The organism is Kordia jejudonensis, from assembly GCF_001005315.1.
GTDB lineage: Bacteria > Bacteroidota > Bacteroidia > Flavobacteriales > Flavobacteriaceae > Kordia > Kordia jejudonensis.
Genome location: NZ_LBMG01000041.1, coordinates 1 through 20,763, shown reverse-complemented (window position 1 = coordinate 20,763; position 20,763 = coordinate 1). Strand labels below are relative to the sequence as shown.

Genomic DNA, 20,763 nt, shown 5'->3' with positions numbered 1-20,763 from the left:
TTAAAAAAAATTATTAAATCATGGCAAAGGAAACTTTTGATCGTTCCAAACCGCACTTAAATATTGGTACTATTGGACACGTAGATCACGGTAAAACTACATTAACAGCAGCTATTACAAAAGTATTGGCTGATGCTGGTCTTTCTGAAGCAAGAGACTTCGATACTATCGATAACGCTCCTGAAGAAAAAGAAAGAGGTATTACTATTAACACTGCGCACGTTGAGTATGAAACGTCAAACCGTCACTACGCACACGTTGACTGTCCAGGTCACGCCGATTACGTAAAGAACATGGTAACGGGAGCTGCTCAAATGGATGGAGCTATCTTAGTAGTTGCTGCTACAGATGGACCAATGCCGCAAACTCGTGAGCACATCTTATTAGGACGCCAGGTTGGTATTCCAAGAATCGTTGTATTCTTGAATAAATGTGATATGGTAGATGATGAGGAATTATTAGAGCTTGTTGATATGGAAGTAAGAGATTTACTTTCTTTCTATGAGTATGATGGTGATAACGGACCAGTTATCCAAGGATCTGCTTTAGGAGCTTTAAACGGAGAAAAGCAGTGGGTTGATACTGTAATGGAATTAATGGATGCTGTTGATAGCTGGATTGAAGAGCCATTAAGAGAGGTTGATAAAGATTTCTTAATGCCAATCGAAGATGTATTCTCAATTACAGGTCGTGGTACTGTTGCAACAGGTCGTATTGAAACTGGTGTAGCTAACACAGGAGATGCTGTAGATATTATCGGTATGGGAGCTGAAAAATTAACTTCTACAATTACAGGAGTTGAGATGTTCCGTAAAATCCTTGATAGAGGAGAAGCTGGAGATAACGTTGGTATCTTATTGAGAGGTATTGAAAAAACTGATATCAAAAGAGGTATGGTAATCTGTAAGCCAGGTTCTGTAACTCCGCACGATAAATTCAAAGCTGAGGTATATGTACTTAAGAAAGAAGAAGGTGGACGTCACACTCCATTCCACAATAACTACCGTCCTCAATTCTACGTTCGTACAACGGATGTAACAGGAACGATTAGTTTACCAGAAGGAGTAGAGATGGTTATGCCAGGAGATAACTTAACAATTACTGTTGAGTTGTTAAACACAATTGCAATGAACGTAGGTTTGCGTTTTGCAATCCGTGAAGGTGGTAGAACTGTTGGTGCAGGTCAGGTAACTGAAATCTTATAATTAAGAATCAACAATTAAATAATACAGAGGTGTCCCGTTTTACGGGACGCCTTTTTATAAAATACGGGTTTAGCTCAGTTGGTAGAGCACTGGTCTCCAAAACCAGGTGTCGGGAGTTCGAGCCTCTCAACCCGTGCTAATAAAATCACAATATGGCTGGTATAGTAAATTATGTTAAAGAATCTTTTGAAGAGCTAAGGACTAATGTCACTTGGACTAGCTGGTCTGAAGTGCAACGTTTGACTATAGTTGTAGCGATCTTTTCTATCTTGTTTTCATTGGCAATATGGGGAGTAGATACAGCTTTCTCAAAATTGCTAGGTCTTGTGTATGATGTAGTAGCTGGACAAGTTTAATAACAATTCTTTAAAAATATACGTATTATGGCGGATTCTAATGTAAAGAAGTGGTATGTTGTAAGAGCTGTTAGTGGACAGGAAAACAAAGTTAAAGCTTACATTGAAAGTGAAATAACAAGACTTGGTCTAGAGGATTATGTAGAGGAAGTTTTAGTTCCAACGGAAAAGGTTATCCAAATCCGTAATGGAAAAAAAATAAATAAAGAAAGAGTATACTTTCCAGGGTATATTATGATAAAAGCAAATATTGCTGGAGAAGTAACACACGTTATAAAATCTGTTACCAATGTGATTGGTTTCTTAGGAGAAGTAAAAGGAGGAGATCCAGTTCCATTAAGACAATCAGAAGTAAATAGAATGTTAGGAAAAGTAGATGAGTTAGCTGTGAAAACAGATAATGTTGCAATTCCATTTACATTAGGGGAAACAGTGAAAGTAATTGATGGTCCTTTCAATGGTTTTAATGGAACAGTAGAAAAGATCAACGAAGAGAAAAGGAAACTTGAAGTAATGGTTAAAATCTTTGGAAGAAAAACACCATTAGAATTAAGTTACATGCAAGTAGAAAAAGTATAAGTAAGAATATAATTGTTACACATTATATATACGTAGACATTTTTAGCTTCCAATTAAAGATGTTATACATTTAAAAACAAGAAAATGGCAAAAGAATTAAGTAAAGTAGTTAAACTACAAGTTAGGGGAGGTGCAGCGAATCCGTCGCCACCGGTTGGACCCGCTTTAGGTGCTGCCGGAGTTAATATCATGGAGTTCTGTAAGCAATTCAATGCAAGAACACAAGATAAACAAGGTAAAGTAGTACCAGTTGTTATTTCTGTATACAAAGACAAATCATTTGACTTTGTAGTGAAAACAGCGCCAGCAGCAGTTCAGCTAATGGAAGCGGCAAAGATTAAAAAAGGATCAGGAGAACCAAACCGTAAAAAAGTAGCAAGCGTTACTTGGGATCAAGTAAAAGCAATTGCAGAAGACAAAATGCAAGATTTAAATGCATTTACAGTTGAATCAGCAATGAGTATGGTTGCAGGAACTGCAAGATCTATGGGATTAACTGTATCTGGAGATAAACCTTTTTAAATCGTAAGAACAATGGCACGAGTAACAAAAAAGCAAAAAGAAGCTTTAGCTAAAGTTGATAAGAATAAATTATATTCTGTCGCTGAAGCATCAAGCTTAGTGAAAGAAATAACAAATGTAAAATTTGATGCGTCTGTTGATATAGCGGTAAGACTAGGAGTTGATCCTCGTAAAGCAAATCAAATGGTAAGAGGTGTAGTAACATTACCTCACGGAACTGGTAAAGACGTAAAAGTTTTAGCATTAGTAACTCCAGATAAAGAAGCCGATGCTACTGAAGCAGGAGCTGATTATGTTGGATTAGATGAGTACCTTCAGAAAATCAAAGCAGGTTGGACAGATGTTGATGTTATCATCACAATGCCAAGTGTAATGGGTAAATTAGGTCCTTTAGGTAGAATATTAGGACCAAGAGGATTAATGCCTAACCCAAAAACAGGTACTGTAACAATGGACGTTGCTAAAGCTGTAAAAGAAGTGAAAGCTGGTAAAATTGACTTTAAAGTTGATAAAACAGGAATCGTTCATGCAGCAATAGGTAAGTCTTCATTCTCTGCTGAAAAAATTCAAGGGAATGCAGCTGAATTATTACAAACATTAATGAAATTAAAGCCAACTGCGGCAAAAGGTACATACATTAAAAGTATTTACATGTCTAGTACTATGAGCCCAAGTGTAGCTGTTGATCCAAAAACAATTGCATAGGTAGTTAAAAAGATTTTATCATGACTAAAGAAGAAAAATCAGTAGTAATAGACGAATTAACTGCACAGTTAGCTGAAAATACAAATATTTACTTAACAGATATCTCTGGTTTAAATGCTGATGCAACATCAGACTTACGTAGAGCATGTTTCAAAGAAAATATTAAACTTGCAGTAATCAAGAACACATTGCTTGCAAAAGCAATGGAAGCTTCTGACAAAGATTTCGGAGACCTTCCTGAAGTATTAAAAGGAAACACTTCGTTAATGCTTTCAGAAACTGGAAACGCTCCTGCGAAATTAATCAAAGAATTCAGAAAGAAAAAGAAATCTGAAAAGCCACTTTTAAAAGGAGCATTCATCGAAACAGCAGTATATGTTGGAGATGATCAATTAGATGTCTTAGTTGATATCAAATCTAGAGAAGAGCTTATTGGAGAAATCATTGGATTATTACAATCTCCAGCTAAGAACGTTGTTTCTGCACTTCAATCTGGAGGTGGTAAACTAGCAGGTATCTTAAAAACATTATCTGAAAGATAATTCAAAAAGTACGCACTTAATAAAACAAATATTTAACAAAAACACATTATTTTAAAACGATAGAAAATGGCAGATTTAAAAGAATTCGCAGAACAATTAGTTAACTTAACAGTAAAAGAAGTTAACGAATTAGCAGATATATTAAAAGACGAGTACGGTATCGAGCCTGCTGCTGCTGCTGCAGTAGTTACTGCTGGACCAGCTGCTGGTGGAGACGATGCAGAAGAGCAAACTGAGTTTGACGTTATCCTTAAAGCTGCAGGTGGATCTAAATTAGCAGTAGTTAAATTAGTAAAAGAATTAACAGGATTAGGTCTTAAAGAGGCTAAAGGTATTGTTGATTCAGCACCAGCTCCAATCAAAGAAGGAGTATCTAAAGACGAGGCAGAAGGTCTTAAAGCATCTTTAGAAGAAGCAGGAGCAGAGGTTGAGCTTAAGTAAGCTTACCAAGCTATAAAAACTTGGTTTAGGTCTTTGGGGTAGTCCCTGAGACCTAAACCCTTTTGTGTATATAAGCGTGAATACGTTTTATTTTATTTTATTTTAATCATAATATTGTCCATTGATGTTCACAAATCAGACTGAAAGATTAAATTTCGCCTCGGCAAAACACACACCTGATTATCCAGATTTTCTAGATATTCAGATCAAATCGTTTCAAGATTTCTTTCAATTAGAAACGAAATCAGAAGAACGTGGCGAAGAAGGATTATACAATACCTTCCAAGAAAACTTTCCAATTACAGACACGCGTAATCAATTCGTATTAGAATTCCTCGATTACTTTGTCGATCCACCACGATACAATATTCAAGAGTGTATTGAAAGAGGATTAACGTATAGTGTGCCGTTAAAAGCACGTCTAAAATTATACTGTACAGATCCAGAGCACGAAGACTTTGAAACTATTGTACAAGATGTATATTTAGGAACTATTCCTTACATGACTCCAAGTGGAACTTTCTGTATCAACGGAGCAGAACGTGTAGTAGTTTCCCAATTACACCGTTCGCCAGGAGTATTTTTTGGACAATCTTTCCATGCAAATGGAACTAAGTTGTATTCTGCCAGAGTAATTCCTTTTAAAGGTTCTTGGATAGAATTTGCAACAGATATCAATAGTGTAATGTATGCATATATTGATAGAAAGAAAAAATTACCTGTAACTACATTATTTAGAGCAATCGGTTTCGAAAGTGATAAAGATATCCTTGAGATATTTGACCTTGCGGAAGAAGTGAAAGTTTCTAAAAGTGGACTCAAAAAAGTATTGGGTCGTAAGTTAGCCGCACGTGTATTAAACACATGGCATGAAGACTTCGTTGATGAAGACACAGGAGAAGTAGTATCTATCGAACGTAACGAAATCGTTTTGGATCGTGATACTATCCTAGAAAAAGAACACATAGAAGAAATCGTGGAAGCTGGTGTAAAAACTATTCTTTTACACAAAGAAGAAAACCAAGCTGGTGATTACGCGATTATCCATAATACATTACAAAAAGACCCTACAAACTCTGAAAAAGAAGCTGTAGAGCATATTTATCGTCAACTTCGTAATGCTGAACCGCCAGATGAGGAAACAGCACGTGGTATCATCGATAAATTATTCTTCTCTGACCAACGTTATAACCTTGGTGGAGTAGGTCGTTACCGTATGAATAAAAAGTTAGGATTGAATATCGATATGGATAAGCAAGTCTTAACAAAAGAAGATATCATCACAATCATCAAATATTTGATTGAGTTAATTAACTCTAAAGCAGAAATTGATGATATTGATCACTTATCTAACAGACGTGTTCGTACCGTAGGAGAACAATTAGCGCAACAATTCGGTGTTGGACTTGCTCGTATGGCAAGAACAATCCGTGAGCGTATGAACGTTAGAGATAATGAGGTATTTACACCAATCGACTTGATTAATGCAAAAACCTTGTCATCTGTAATTAATTCTTTCTTCGGAACGAATCAGTTATCTCAGTTCATGGATCAAACAAATCCATTAGCAGAAATTACACACAAACGTCGTTTATCGGCTTTAGGACCTGGAGGACTTTCAAGAGAAAGAGCTGGTTTTGAGGTACGTGATGTTCACTATACACATTACGGTCGTTTATGTCCTATTGAAACACCAGAAGGACCAAACATTGGACTAATATCATCTCTTGGAGTATTCGCAAAAGTGAACTCTATGGGATTCTTAGAAACACCATATCGTAAAGTAGAAAACGGAAAAGTTGACATCAACAAATTTTCATACTTAAGTGCAGAGGAAGAAGAAGGAATGAAAATTTCTCAAGCAAACATTCCGACCACTGAAGATGGTACCATAAGTGTTGAAAAAGTAATTGCTCGTGAAGAAGGAGATTTCCCAGTGGTTTCTCCATCTGAAGTAGATTACACGGATGTTGCTCCAAATCAAATTGCATCAATCTCAGCATCTTTAATTCCTTTCTTGGAACATGATGATGCCAACCGTGCATTGATGGGATCAAACATGATGCGTCAGGCAGTACCATTATTGCGTCCACAATCTCCAATCGTAGGAACAGGATTAGAGCGTCAAGTAGCTTCTGATTCAAGAGTATTGATTAATGCAGAAGGAGATGGATACGCTGAATATGTAGATGCAAACAAAATTACAATCAAATATGATCGTACGGATGAGGAAAGATTAGTAAGTTTTGACGGAGACTCAAAAACATACAACCTTATCAAATTCCGTAAAACAAACCAAAGTACCTCTATTAACTTAAAACCAATCGTAAGAAAAGGTGACCGAGTTAAAAAAGGACAAGTACTTTGTGAAGGATACGCAACTCAAAAAGGTGAATTGGCTCTTGGACGAAACATGAAGGTTGCCTTCATGCCATGGAAAGGATACAACTTTGAGGATGCAATTGTAATCTCTGAAAAAGTAGTTCGTGAAGATATCTTTACGTCTATCCACATCGATGAATATTCAATGGATGTAAGAGATACAAAACTAGGTGCTGAAGAATTAACAAATGACATTCCAAACGTTTCAGAAGAAGCTACAAAAGACTTAGATGAAAACGGAATGATCAGAATTGGTGCTGAAGTAAAACCTGGAGATATCCTAATTGGTAAAATTACACCAAAAGGAGAATCTGATCCTACACCAGAAGAAAAACTATTACGTGCAATCTTCGGAGACAAAGCAGGTGATGTAAAAGATGCTTCATTAAAAGCGTCTCCATCATTACACGGAGTTGTAATTAATAAAAAATTATTCTCAAGAGCAATCAAAGACAAGCGCAAAAGAGCTAAAGACAAAGAGGAAATCGCAACTTTAGAACTTGAATACGCTACAAAATTTGAAGAATTAAGAAGTATCTTAATAGAAAAGCTATTCACAATAGTAAATGGAAAAACTTCGCAAGGAGTTCAAAATGATCTAGGTGAAGAAGTATTGCCAAAAGGAAAGAAGTTTACCCTAAAAATGCTAAATGCTGTTGAAGATTATGCACATTTAACAGGTGGAACTTGGACTACAGATGATGATACAAATAGCGCTGTTGCAGATTTAGTACACAACTACAAAATCAAACTTAATGACCTTCAAGGAGCATTAAGAAGAGATAAATTTACAATCTCAGTTGGAGATGAATTGCCAGCAGGAATCTTAAAACTTGCTAAAGTTTACATCGCTAAGAAACGTAAACTAAAAGTAGGAGATAAAATGGCAGGTCGTCACGGTAACAAAGGTATTGTAGCACGTATTGTGCGTCAAGAAGATATGCCTTTCTTAGAAGACGGAACGCCAGTTGATATCGTATTAAATCCATTAGGTGTACCTTCTCGTATGAATATCGGTCAGATTTATGAAACGGTATTAGGATGGGCAGGAGAAAAACTTGATAAAAAATATGCAACGCCAATTTTTGACGGAGCTTCATTAGATCAAATCAACGAAATCACTGACGAAGCAGGAGTTCCAAGATTTGGACACACCTATCTATATGATGGTGGAACTGGAGAACGTTTTGATCAGCCAGCAACAGTAGGTATTATTTACATGCTGAAACTTGGTCACATGGTAGACGATAAAATGCATGCACGTTCAATAGGACCATACTCGTTAATTACGCAACAACCATTAGGAGGTAAAGCTCAGTTTGGTGGACAGCGTTTTGGAGAAATGGAAGTTTGGGCACTAGAAGCATATGGTGCATCAAGTACACTAAGAGAAATATTGACTGTAAAATCTGATGATGTCATTGGAAGAGCCAAAACATACGAAGCAATCGTAAAAGGTGAACCAATGCCAGAACCAGGATTACCTGAATCATTCAATGTATTAATGCATGAATTGAAAGGTCTTGGATTAGACATTAGATTAGAGGAATAAATTATAAATGCCGTGTAACTTCACAGTTGCACGGCTACAATTACACATAATTCATTATCAACCATTAGTATGGCAAGAAATAAAGATAAGAATACTGTAAAGAGATTTAATAAAATCTCAATAGGTTTAGCCTCTCCGGAGTCTATATTAGCAGCATCAAAAGGTGAAGTGCTAAAACCTGAAACCATCAACTATCGTACACACAAACCAGAGCGTGACGGATTATTCTGTGAGCGTATCTTTGGTCCTGTAAAGGATTACGAATGTGCTTGTGGAAAATACAAGAGAATTCGTTACAAAGGAATCGTTTGTGACCGTTGTGGTGTTGAAGTTACAGAAAAGAAAGTACGTAGAGACAGAGTTGGTCATATCAACTTAGTAGTACCAGTAGCGCACATTTGGTATTTCCGTTCTTTACCAAACAAAATAGGATACCTTTTAGGGTTACCATCTAAGAAATTAGACATGATCATTTACTACGAACGTTACGTAGTAATTCAGCCAGGTGAAGCTAAAAATGAAGCGGGTGAGCCAGTTCAAAAAATGGATTTCCTTACGGAAGAAGAATACTTAAACATTCTTGAATCACTTCCGCAAGAAAACCTATACCTAGACGATAACGACCCTAACAAGTTTATCGCTAAAATGGGAGCTGAATGTTTAATTGAATTGTTATCAAGAATTGATTTAGACCAATTATCATTCGACTTACGCCACAAAGCAAACAACGAAACTTCTAAACAACGTAAAACGGAAGCATTAAAACGTTTGCAAGTTGTTGAATCATTACGTGATGCGAACAAAAATCGTGAAAACCGTCCAGAATGGATGATCATGAAAGTTGTTCCTGTAATTCCACCAGAATTACGTCCGTTAGTACCATTAGATGGTGGTCGTTTTGCAACGTCTGATTTAAATGATTTATACCGTAGAGTAATCATCAGAAACAATCGTTTAAAAAGATTAATGGAGATCAAAGCTCCTGAAGTAATCTTACGTAACGAGAAGCGTATGCTTCAAGAATCTGTAGATTCATTATTCGATAACACGCGTAAATCATCAGCCGTAAAAACAGATTCTAACAGACCGTTAAAATCATTATCTGATTCCTTAAAAGGTAAGCAAGGACGTTTCCGTCAAAACTTACTTGGAAAACGTGTGGATTATTCAGCACGTTCAGTAATTGTTGTTGGTCCAGAATTAAAATTATACGAATGTGGATTGCCAAAAAATATGGCAGCAGAATTATACAAACCTTTTGTAATTCGTAAACTAATTGAAAGAGGAATTGTAAAAACTGTAAAATCTGCAAAGAAAATTATAGACAAAAAAGAGCCAGTAGTTTGGGATATCTTGGATAACGTTATTAAAGGGCATCCAGTATTACTAAACCGTGCGCCAACGCTTCACCGATTAGGTATTCAGGCATTCCAGCCAAAACTTATTGAAGGGAAAGCAATACAATTACACCCATTAGCATGTACGGCATTCAACGCCGATTTTGATGGAGATCAAATGGCAGTGCATTTACCATTAGGTCCAGAAGCAATCTTAGAAGCACAATTATTAATGCTAGCTTCTCAGAACATTCTGAACCCAGCAAATGGATCGCCAATTACAGTACCTTCTCAGGATATGGTATTAGGTTTATACTATATGACGAAGTTGCGTAAATCTACTCCAGAGCGAAAAATCAAAGGAGAAGGATTAACATTCTACTCAGCAGAAGAAGTAGTAATGGCATACAACGAGAAGAAGATTGAATTAAATGCTTCAATGAAAATTAGAGCAATTGACTTCAATGAAGAGGGAGAATTAGTGCCACAAATTATAGAAACAACGGTAGGTCGTGTACTTTTCAACGAAAAAGTGCCAGCACAAGCAGGATTTATCAATGAAGTATTAACGAAAAAATCGTTACGTAATATCATTGGTGGAATCTTAAAAGTAACAGACATACCTACAACATCTGCTTTCTTAGATGATATTAAGAGTCTTGGATACGGATTTGCCTTTAGAGGTGGATTATCATTCAGTTTAGGAGATATCATCATTCCAAAAGAAAAGCAATCGTTAATTGACAAAGCAAACGCGGAAGTTGATACAATTACCATGAACTATAACATGGGACTTATCACAAACAACGAGCGTTACAATCAGGTAATTGACAAGTGGACGACAACAAATGCTAACTTAACTGAGTTGTCAATGAAGCACATTAGTGAAGATCAACAAGGATTTAACTCTGTGTATATGATGCTTGATTCTGGAGCCCGTGGTTCAAAAGAGCAAATTCGTCAGTTAACTGGAATGCGTGGATTAATGGCGAAGCCGAAAAAATCGACTGCAGGTGGTGGAGAAATTATTGAAAACCCGATTCTTTCTAACTTTAAAGAAGGACTATCGATCTTAGAATACTTTATCTCAACTCACGGTGCACGTAAAGGTCTTGCCGATACCGCATTAAAAACTGCCGATGCAGGATACTTAACACGTCGTTTAGTAGATGTATCGCAGGATGTAATTGTGAACATTCACGATTGTGAAACATTAAGAGGTGTTGAAGTAAAAGCATTAAAGAAAAACGAAGATGTAGTTGAACCATTAAAAGATCGTATCCTAGGTAGAATTTCTCTACACGATGTATACAATCCGTTAACGGAAGAAATTCTAGTAGCTGCAGGAGCAGAAATAGATGAAGAAATTGCACAAGCTATTGAAAACTCTCCAGTAGAATCAGTAGAAGTTCGTTCTCCATTAACATGTGAAGCACCAAAAGGTATTTGTGCTAAATGTTATGGACGTAACCTTTCTACAAACAAAATGGTTCAAATTGGAGAAGCTGTAGGAGTTGTTGCTGCACAATCTATTGGAGAACCTGGTACACAGTTAACGCTTCGTACATTCCACATGGGAGGAACAGCAAGTAACATTTCTGAAGAAAACCAATTAAAAGCTAAATTTGCCGGTGTCGCTGAAATCGAAGAACTAAAAACAGTTCAAGGTGAAGACGCCGATGGAAATCTTTCTGAAATTGTAATTTCTCGTACTTCTGAAATTAAAATAATCGATAAGAAAACAGGAATTACCTTAAGTACAAATAACATTCCTTACGGATCTACAATCTTTGTGAAAAACGGAGATACAGTGAAGCAAGATCAAGCGATTTGTCAGTGGGATCCATATAACGGTGTAATTATCTCTGAATTTGCTGGGAAAATTAAATACGAAAACATCGAACAAGGTGTTACGTTCCAAGTAGAGATTGATGAGCAAACAGGATTCCAAGAAAAAGTAATTTCTGAATCAAGAAATAAAAAATTAATTCCAACACTTCAAATTTTAAATAGTAAAGGCGAAGTACAACGTTCATACAACTTACCAGTAGGTTCTCACTTAATGGTAGACGATAGTGAAAAGATTAGAGTTGGTAAAGTATTAGTGAAAATTCCACGTAAATCTGCTAAATCTGGAGATATTACAGGAGGTTTACCACGTGTAACAGAATTATTCGAAGCACGTAACCCTTCTAACCCAGCGGTTGTATCTGAGATTGACGGAGTTGTTTCTTTTGGTAAAATTAAAAGAGGTAACCGTGAAATCATTGTTGAATCTAAATTTGAAGATGTTAGAAAGTATTTAGTAAAACTTTCAAACCAAATCTTAGTTCAGGAAAATGATTACGTACGTGCAGGAATGCCACTTTCAGATGGTTCTATAACACCAAATGATATTTTAAATATCAAAGGACCTTCTGCAGTACAACAATACTTAGTAAATGAAGTACAAGAAGTATATCGTTTACAAGGTGTGAAAATTAATGACAAGCACTTTGAAGTAATTGTTCGTCAAATGATGCGTAAAGTAAGAATTGGAGATCCAGGAGATACAATCTTCCTAGAAAACCAACTAATTCACAAGTCTGATTTCATTAGAGAAAACGACAACCTTTACGGTCAAAAAGTAATTGAAGATGCAGGTGAGTCAGAAAACTTCAAGCCAGGACAAATTGTTTCGCCAAGAGAATTAAGAGACGAGAATTCTGTATTAAGAAGAGCTGACAAGCAATTAGTATCTGCAAGAGACGTAGTGCCAGCAACGGCAACACCAATCTTACAAGGTATTACAAGAGCTTCATTACAGACGAAATCATTTATCTCAGCAGCATCGTTCCAGGAAACTACAAAAGTACTGAACGAGGCAGCCGTAAGTGGTAAAGTGGATGCATTAGAAGGATTAAAAGAAAATGTAATTGTTGGGCATAAAATACCAGCAGGAACAGGAATGCGTAAGTACGATGATATTATTGTAGGATCAAGAGAAGAATACAATGAAATCATGGCTGCGAAGCATGAAATTAACTTTTAATACATGAATCAGGACAAAGCTAAAGAAAAGCAAATTAACATTGAGTTAGATGACGCTACGGCGGAAGGAATATATTCCAACTTAGCCATCATCAATCACTCACCGTCTGAATTTGTAGTAGATTTTGTAAACATTATGCCTGGGAGACCAAAGGCAAAAGTGAAATCTAGAATTATATTAACACCACAACATGCAAAACGATTAATGAAGGCATTAGGTGAAAATATACATCGCTTTGAAAAGGCTAATGGAAAAATCACAGATTTTGAACAACCTCCAATTCCAATGAATTTTGGACCAACTGGAGAAGCTTAATATAAAAAACCTCAATTTTCGAATTGAGGTTTTTTAATTTCCAATACTATTTGAAAAATCTATACTATTTTTTATAAAATAAATTTTAACTATTTTATTTAAAATAATGACTTCTATATTTTAATTGTAAGACATACAAAAAAGACACCAATATAAGTTGATGTCTTTTTTTTATAAACCCGTTAAAAGGCTTTAAAATGATTATTTTTAGAAATAAAGCGTTTATTCTTTAAATCATTTAATCGTTGAATTTTTTAATGATTCAATCTTTCAATCTTTTTAATCGTATCAAAATTCACTCGTAAAGTGAAACTTTATGTTAGGATATTTCTGCTGTGTCATTTGAAGTGAAAAAGAAGAATCGGCCAAGAAAACGAGTTTATTCTCCTTATCTCTAGCTAAAAATTTCTGCTTTACACGTTTAAAATCTAAGAACTCAGGATCTTTTTCGTTTTTAACTTCTATCCAACATGCTTTGTGTACATTCAAATTTTCATACGTACATTTTGCGCCATATTCGTGTTCCAATCGGTACTGAATTACTTCATATTGAAGCGCTCCAACGGTTCCAATAATCTTTCTTCCATTCAAATCTAACGTGAACAACTGCGCAACTCCTTCATCCATCAATTGGTTGATTCCTTTATTCAACTGCTTAGATTTCATAGGATCCGCATTGTTGATATATCTAAAATGTTCAGGAGAAAAACTCGGAACACCTTTGTAATTCATCTTCTCTCCCGCAGTTAAGGTATCGCCAATTTTGAAGTTTCCAGTATCATGAAGCCCTACAATATCGCCAGGAAATGATTCATCTACAATCTGTTTCTTTTCTGCAAAAAAGGCATTCGGACTTGAAAATTTAAGCTTCTTATCCAAACGGACATGTAAATATGGTGTATTTCGTTTAAAAACACCTGAAACAATTTTAATAAACGCCAAACGATCTCTATGTTTGGGATCCATGTTGGCATGAATCTTAAACACAAAACCAGAAAAATCTTTTTCATTAGGATTTACCAAACGTGTGTCAGAATCTTTTGGAAGTGGAGTTGGAGCAATTTCAACAAAACAATCGAGCAATTCTCTCACACCAAAATTATTCAAAGCTGAACCAAAAAATACAGGTTGCAATTCACTTTTCAAATATGCTTCTCTATCAAACTTTGGATACACTTCATACACCAATTCCAATTCTTCTCGTAAAGTTTCCGCAGCACTTTCTCCAATATGCGATTCCAATGCAGGATTATTAACATCTTCAAAATGAATCGCTTCCGAAATCGTCTGCTTATTTTCTCCTGTAAATAAATTAATATTTTTCTCCCAAATATTATAAATACCTTTAAAATCGTATCCCATTCCTATTGGAAAACTCAACGGTGTAACACGCAAACCAAGTTTTTGTTCCACTTCATCTAACAAGTCAAAAGCATCTTTTCCTTCTCTATCCAATTTATTAATAAAAACAATAATTGGAATCTTTCGCATACGACAAACTGCTACTAACTTTTCAGTCTGTTCCTCTACACCTTTAGCAACATCAATGACCACAATAACGCTATCAACAGCACTCAAAGTTCGGAATGTATCTTCTGCAAAATCCTTGTGACCAGGCGTGTCTAAAATGTTGATTTTCTTATCTTTATAAATAAAAGCAAGTACGGAAGTAGCTACCGAAATTCCTCTTTGGCGTTCAATTTCCATAAAGTCACTCGTAGCTCCTTTTTTAATCTTATTATTCTTAACAGCTCCCGCTTCCTGAATTGCGCCACCAAACAATAATAACTTCTCTGTTAAAGTTGTTTTTCCAGCATCTGGATGTGATATAATTCCAAAAGTTCTTCGTTTTGCTATTTCTTGTTGTATGCTCATTTGAAGTATTTATAGTTGGCAAAAATATCATTTTTTAATCAAATAAAACATAAAGTTAATAACAAGTTTGCTTGAGAAAAATGCAACTTTTTAACTAAAAAACTGAGATTTTGTATAAAAACAGCGAGTAAACACTTGAACGAAAAAAGCTTACATTTTAACGAAAAAACAAATCCTTTAAGCTATATGACTACGTATATATAATTGTCAGTCGTTACATTTGTTAAAATGTGTTAAAGGAATAAGTGACTGTTATTTCCTATAACTGCCTTAAAAATACTTGAATGAACAACATTACTATTAGTATGCTGTTGAGTCCCAAAAACTCAATCAGCTACTCTTATGTTATACATACTTTTAAAAGGTTATCCCTCATTTCAGTGATGTGGTTTTTTATACTACATACACAAAGTACGCTTGCGCAAGAAAAAACAATCTACGATGTGCAAGACTTAAAACTAAACGAAACTACAGCAGACGGAATCATTTCTTTCCAAAAAATAGTGCCACATCTTACAGGTGTTGCAAAACTTAGAAAACATGTGTTAGACAATCCAACATTGTATCCTATGGAACAAAAGGCGATTGAAACTAGCAGAGATAAAAAACATGAAGCGCACAAACGCTGGGAACGATACATGCGGAAACTTCCCGTACAAGTATACTTGGTTGACGATATACAAAACTACATTACAGTAACAACCAAGATAAGTCAGCAATTAACGGTTTGTGAAAAATTCAACGACGAACTAACGCTCAGTATAGAGAATAAAAATGAATATCCAGTTAGTGCAGAAATTGAACTCGAAGCAGGGAAAATTATTAACTTCCCGAAATCAAATGATGAAATAAAAAAATCAATAAATAAAAAACAAAAAGTTGCTTTCAATTACATTAGTAATGGTAGAGCAACTTTTAGCTTACCAGCAAAATCCAAACTAGCAGTTAAAATTCCAATAGTATACAGCTGTGATGGAAGAAAAGGGATTACACTCAAAGAATTAAACAACCAAATTTCGATAAATCATAAGATTAATCTTGCAGGTTATGTATATAACGAGGAAAAGAAAGAGTTATACAGAATAACGTCGATTCCAGTTACAACCTCAAGAATTAACCTTACATATCTATAAAATAAAGTTTCATGACTATGAAAAATATTACACCAAAAATACTAGTAACACTTGTAGTGTCATTATTATTTTTTTTCAGCGCTAGTGCACAAAACATATCAGGAGTAGTAAACACATATACTACAGTATCCTCTATCAGTGGAACAACTGTTAATGTTGGAAGTAGTGCTGGTTTAGCGATCAATGATCCTGTGATGATTATTCAAATGACAGGTATTAGTGGTGGTGGTAATACTGGTGGAGCCGACAATGGTGCGGGTAATTTCCATTTGGCAAAAATAACAAACATTGCAGGAAATACGCTGACCATTGATACAGCAGTTACAAAAACATTTACGCCAGCTACGGAAAGTGTACAGTTGGTTGGAATTGCAAAATTTACAAGTGATGTAACAGTCACTGGAACGGTGTCAGCTCAGCCATGGAACGGAAGTACAGGAGGAGTAGTTTTTATAGATGCATGTGATAATAACATTACCATGAATGCTAACATTAGCGCAACAGGTGATGGTTTTTTTGGAAGAAATACAACTGGAAACTTTGCAGTAAATAACTGTGGAGATTCTTCTGGTTTACTAAATACGCCTGATGAAAATTGGGGAACAGATCCAGCATACTTTGGAGGAGACTTTGGAGTTGCTGCACCATTATCTGGAGGAACAGGTCGTGGAGGACACGGTGGATGTAACGGATCTCAAGGTGCGCCAGACGGTGGTGCCGGAGTTGGAGGAGATGGAGCAAACTCTACAGACATCACACTAGGTTCTGGTGGTGGTGGTGGTGGCTACGGTGGTGGTGGTACCAGTGGAGGAGCTGGAACAACAATCTCAGGATCAGCAGCACCAGCTACAGGAAACGTGTTCAGTAATGCAAGTAACTTACGATTATTTATGGGAGCTTCAGGAGGTTCTGAAGCAGAATGGGCGCCAGCCGTAGGAAATGGTGGAGGAATTGTTATCGTTTTAGCAAACAATATCACAACAAACGGATCCAATAGAGATATTTCAAGTGATGGTAACGATGGACCAAACACAGGAACCTACAGTTTCGCAGGAGATGCTTCAAATGTAACAGGTGGAGCTGGTGGAGCAGGATACATTGTTGTACAAGCGAATTCAATAAATTCTCAAGTAAGAGCTTTTGCCCGTGGAGGAAATGCTACAATACAAACTGGATCGTCGCCAGTATTCATTGAATATGGTGGACCAGGTGGTGGAGGATTTGTAATCAGTTCTTCAGCAATAACAACAACAAATGTAAATAGTGGTAATATCCCTGTAGGGAACGGTGCAAGAGCTGGAGCAGCTGGTAGAGTCGTTACAGATTCAGGAATAACATCTACCTTTACACTAGAATGTTTAAATTGTTCTTTAGCAGATGCAGGAAAAACAAATGAAACATGTAACAATAACCTAACACGTGATCGTTCCGACGATTTTGTGAGTTTTGATTTAAATCCAACAGGAACAGACTTAGGAACAACATATACAGTATCTGTAGACAATGGTGGAGTAATCTCTCCAACAACAGGAACATACGGTGCTGCAACAAGTTTTAGTTTACAAAATGGTTCTGCAAATAATACATTGTACACAATTACCATTACTGATGATACAACTGGAACATGTACAACTACAACAACAGTACAACAAAGTAACTGTGATATAGATTTTTGTGATCTATCAATTACAGGAAATGTTGATAGTGATTTAGATGGTGTAGCAGATTACTGCGATGAAGATGACGACAATGATGGTATATTAGATACGCAAGAGCAGTGCGGTACGGATCCAGTAACGCTAAATCCAGATTCAATAATACGAATTGAAATAGACGTAGACCAATTTTCTACTGAAGTTGGTTGGACATTATCGCTTGGAGGATCTACTGTAGCAAGTGTACCTACAGGAACTTATACAACATCAAACACAACAGAATCGCAGGATATTACGATTACCGAAAATGGAAATTACTTTTTTGTAATAACAGACACATTTGGAGATGGTATTCAAGGAAATTCATATCGAATAATTGTAGATGGTACCACAGTCATAAACCGTACTTTCGGTTCGCCAACTGATACAACCACTACTTCTCAATCAGATAACTTTCTTGTAAATACAATTGTAACAAACCCTTTCAGTTGTCTGTCAGATGATCCAATGGGAGATGCTGACGGCGATGGAATTATCAATTATCAAGATTCAGATTTCTGTGCATTAAATGCAAATGGAGTATGTGCAAGCTTAGATACAGATAATGATGGAATAATCAATTCGCTTGATGATGATAGTGATAACGACGGTTGTGCTGATGCACTTGAAGCTGGACATGACGACGACGACGACGACGGAATATTAGGAAATTCTCCAGTAACAGTCAATTCTTCAAATGGTAGAGTAACAGGACAAGGCGGATACACAGGAACAGATTTAGCAGTAACAAACTCAGGAAATACAGTAGCTTGTGATTCATGTGAAATTTTAAGTGCTTCCATAACAGCAATATTCTGTGATAACAATGGAACACCTACAAACGATTCCGATGACACATTTACTTTCTATATGAGCCCTAATGGGAATTTATTAGGTTCTACTTATAGCGTATCAGGAGATATTACTCAGGCAAATGTTTCATACAGTTTGCCACAACAATTTGGACCATTCTCAATATCAGGAGGAAACCTAACATTCACAATAACAGATGATTCTGACGGTTCGTGTCAACTTACAAATGTTGTTGTTACGCCACCAGCTACATGTTCTAGTTCTACGTTTACAGATACTGATAACGACTCAGTTCAAGATAATATTGATATCGATAATGATAACGACGGAATCATTGATGATAATGAAAATGTATGTGCGTCAAGACCATTAACGAGTGGTACTTGGACAGGAAGTTTGCCATATACAAACAGTGCAGGACCAGTAGGAATAAGCTACAATAGTACCATTCCAACAGGCGGACTCATTGCATACACGCCAAATGGAACAATGACCACAAACTCTTTTTTCTCTGATGCCGCAGTAGAAGGATCAAACTCTTTAGAATTTCTATTCGCATGGGATACTTCTTCAGAATCACTTGATGCAGCTTCTGATGATCGTGTCACAGGAACAATTACAATAACATACGATCAACCAGTCTACAATCCAATAATACATATCGATAGACTTGGAGGAAACAATCAAATATTATCTGGAAACTTTATATCAAATACCTCTTTATGGACGCTGCAAAATGCAGATCTTTCAATGGGGAAAATTTCTGGAAACAATCAACTAATAGTTACGCCAAAACAATTCTACAGAGATGTCAATCAAAATCTAGGAACAAGCTCGCCTATCGTACTCTCAGGAGAAGCAGACAGTGCAGGACTTGGGACAGCGGCAGGAAGTATTCAAATCTACGGTAGAGTAACAACACTAACCTTCCAAGTTACAGGAGAAGGTATAGATGGTACAGGTTCAGATGTGTTAGAAATGACTTTCGATGCTTGTCCAATTGTAGATACTGATGCAGATACAATTCCAGATTTCTTAGATACCGATAGTGATGGCGATGGTTGTCCAGATGCACTAGAAGGAGCCGATAATTTGGCAGCAACTTCTATTGATGGAAGCGATATGCTAAACGGAACGGTAGAACCTACAACAGGAGTTCCAAATAATGTAAATACAACAACAGGTCAAGGAGCAGGAAGCGCTAAAGATGATACTACAACAGCAGGGCAATGTGATGATGATAATGACGGAGTTGTAAATGATAATGATCAATGTAATGGATATGATGATGCTGCAGACAATGATGGTGATTCAGTGCCAGATGGCTGCGATTTAGATGATGATAATGATGGTATCTTAGATGTTGATGAAAGCGATTGTTCGCCAAATCCAACAGCAATTAATACAGCAGGTTATACATTAGGTGCAGACTTTTCAGGTTCTTCATTGCCAGATTTAGCGGCTTACAACGGAACAGATATAGACTTATCGTATGTGTTACAAGGAACTGCAACATGGAATAGTGGAGTTCAAATTCTAAACAATGGAGCAATAAATCCTGATGGAGATTACATAAATCTTCAACCAGACAATACAAACTTCCAAAATGGAGACGTTGGTGTCTATACAATGGATTTTAATCGATCAGGAGTAACATCAGCTGTAACAAATCTTTCATTCAGAATGGGAGGTTTAGATAATGGAGATATTGTTCAATTTCAAGCCTTTTACGAAGGAGAAGAAGTGCCTGTAACACAAGCAAACATAACAAATATCAACATTACAGCAGGAAACTACATTCCAATAGGAAATAATGCAGTAAGAAGTGATAATGGAGGAGCAAATGCACCAAGTAACTCTGTAGGTTTTTCAATTACATCACCAGTTGATCAAGTTGTAATTACTGTTGGAAAAAATGGTGCAAATAGCGCAAACATTACGCTTCAAATATATAACATCGCATATTGTATTGATAGAAACTCTGATGCAGATGGTATCCCTGATGCTTTTGATACAGATAGTGACGGAGATGGTTGTGCAGATGCAATCGAAGGAGCTGGAACTTTTGATTTATCAGATTTAGTAAATCCTGGTACAGACGACAGTTTAGGTGATAATGTTGATGGAAGCGGTATTCCACAAGTAGGAGGTTCTTCAGCGCAACAATCAACAACAACAGCAGTAACAGATAGTGGAGATAGTACCGCATGTGTGGTGCCAGCCATGAGCGTTGGAGATGTAACCATCGCAGAAGACGGCGGCTCAGCATCAGTTCCAGTAA

The 20,763-nt window shown here is 36.4% G+C and carries 13 protein-coding genes and 1 tRNA gene; 13 read left to right on the top strand and 1 reads right to left on the bottom strand.

What is annotated here, in order from left to right; translation table 11 throughout:
• Nucleotides 1-20 precede the first annotated feature (20 nt).
• The 11 genes from tuf (at nt 21) to AA089_RS17330 (ending at nt 12,967) form a co-directional block, all read left to right on the top strand.
• A complete protein-coding gene (tuf, locus tag AA089_RS17380; protein ID WP_046758267.1) occupies nt 21-1,205 on the top strand; it encodes an elongation factor Tu in 1,185 nt (394 codons plus the stop codon).
• 63 nt (nt 1,206-1,268) lie between these two features.
• Nucleotides 1,269-1,341, top strand: a tRNA-Trp gene (locus AA089_RS17375).
• 16 nt (nt 1,342-1,357) lie between these two features.
• Nucleotides 1,358-1,561: a preprotein translocase subunit SecE gene (secE, locus tag AA089_RS17370; protein ID WP_046758266.1), complete on the top strand. Its 204-nt coding sequence runs from the start codon at nt 1,358-1,360 to the stop codon at nt 1,559-1,561.
• Between the two features lie 27 nt (nt 1,562-1,588).
• On the top strand, nt 1,589-2,140 hold the full coding sequence (nusG, locus tag AA089_RS17365) for a transcription termination/antitermination protein NusG (protein ID WP_046758265.1): 552 nt from the start codon (nt 1,589-1,591) through the stop codon (nt 2,138-2,140).
• An 84-nt stretch (nt 2,141-2,224) separates the two neighbouring features.
• Nucleotides 2,225-2,662, top strand: coding sequence for a 50S ribosomal protein L11 (gene rplK / locus AA089_RS17360; RefSeq protein ID WP_046758264.1), 438 nt, complete (start codon nt 2,225-2,227; stop codon nt 2,660-2,662).
• A gap of 12 nt (nt 2,663-2,674) precedes the next feature.
• A complete protein-coding gene (gene rplA, locus AA089_RS17355; RefSeq protein WP_046758263.1) occupies nt 2,675-3,367 on the top strand; it encodes a 50S ribosomal protein L1 in 693 nt (230 codons plus the stop codon).
• Nucleotides 3,368-3,387: 20 nt separating this feature from the next.
• Nucleotides 3,388-3,909, top strand: coding sequence for a 50S ribosomal protein L10 (gene rplJ / locus AA089_RS17350; RefSeq protein ID WP_046758262.1), 522 nt, complete (start codon nt 3,388-3,390; stop codon nt 3,907-3,909).
• Nucleotides 3,910-3,975: 66 nt separating this feature from the next.
• Nucleotides 3,976-4,350 (top strand): 50S ribosomal protein L7/L12, encoded by a 375-nt coding sequence (gene rplL / locus AA089_RS17345; protein WP_046758261.1) that lies wholly within the window; start codon nt 3,976-3,978, stop codon nt 4,348-4,350.
• Between the two features lie 124 nt (nt 4,351-4,474).
• On the top strand, nt 4,475-8,284 hold the full coding sequence (rpoB, locus tag AA089_RS17340; protein ID WP_046758260.1) for a DNA-directed RNA polymerase subunit beta: 3,810 nt from the start codon (nt 4,475-4,477) through the stop codon (nt 8,282-8,284).
• Nucleotides 8,285-8,353: 69 nt separating this feature from the next.
• On the top strand, nt 8,354-12,652 hold the full coding sequence (rpoC, locus tag AA089_RS17335) for a DNA-directed RNA polymerase subunit beta' (protein WP_046758259.1): 4,299 nt from the start codon (nt 8,354-8,356) through the stop codon (nt 12,650-12,652).
• Nucleotides 12,653-12,655: 3 nt separating this feature from the next.
• Nucleotides 12,656-12,967, top strand: coding sequence for a DUF3467 domain-containing protein (locus AA089_RS17330; RefSeq protein WP_046758258.1), 312 nt, complete (start codon nt 12,656-12,658; stop codon nt 12,965-12,967).
• 288 nt (nt 12,968-13,255) lie between these two features.
• Here AA089_RS17330 and AA089_RS17325 read toward each other — a convergent pair whose 3' ends face one another.
• The gene (locus AA089_RS17325; protein ID WP_046758257.1) at nt 13,256-14,842 is read right to left on the bottom strand and encodes a peptide chain release factor 3; all 1,587 of its coding nucleotides are present in this window, start codon (nt 14,840-14,842) and stop codon (nt 13,256-13,258) included.
• Nucleotides 14,843-15,222: 380 nt separating this feature from the next.
• Between AA089_RS17325 and AA089_RS17320 the strand changes: the two genes are divergently transcribed.
• Both AA089_RS17320 and AA089_RS17315 read left to right on the top strand, forming a co-directional pair.
• On the top strand, nt 15,223-15,975 hold the full coding sequence (locus AA089_RS17320; protein ID WP_156169086.1) for a hypothetical protein: 753 nt from the start codon (nt 15,223-15,225) through the stop codon (nt 15,973-15,975).
• A gap of 17 nt (nt 15,976-15,992) precedes the next feature.
• Nucleotides 15,993-20,763, top strand: a 4,771-nt coding sequence (locus AA089_RS17315) for a beta strand repeat-containing protein (protein ID WP_394334129.1), incomplete at its 3' end; no start/stop codon positions are given.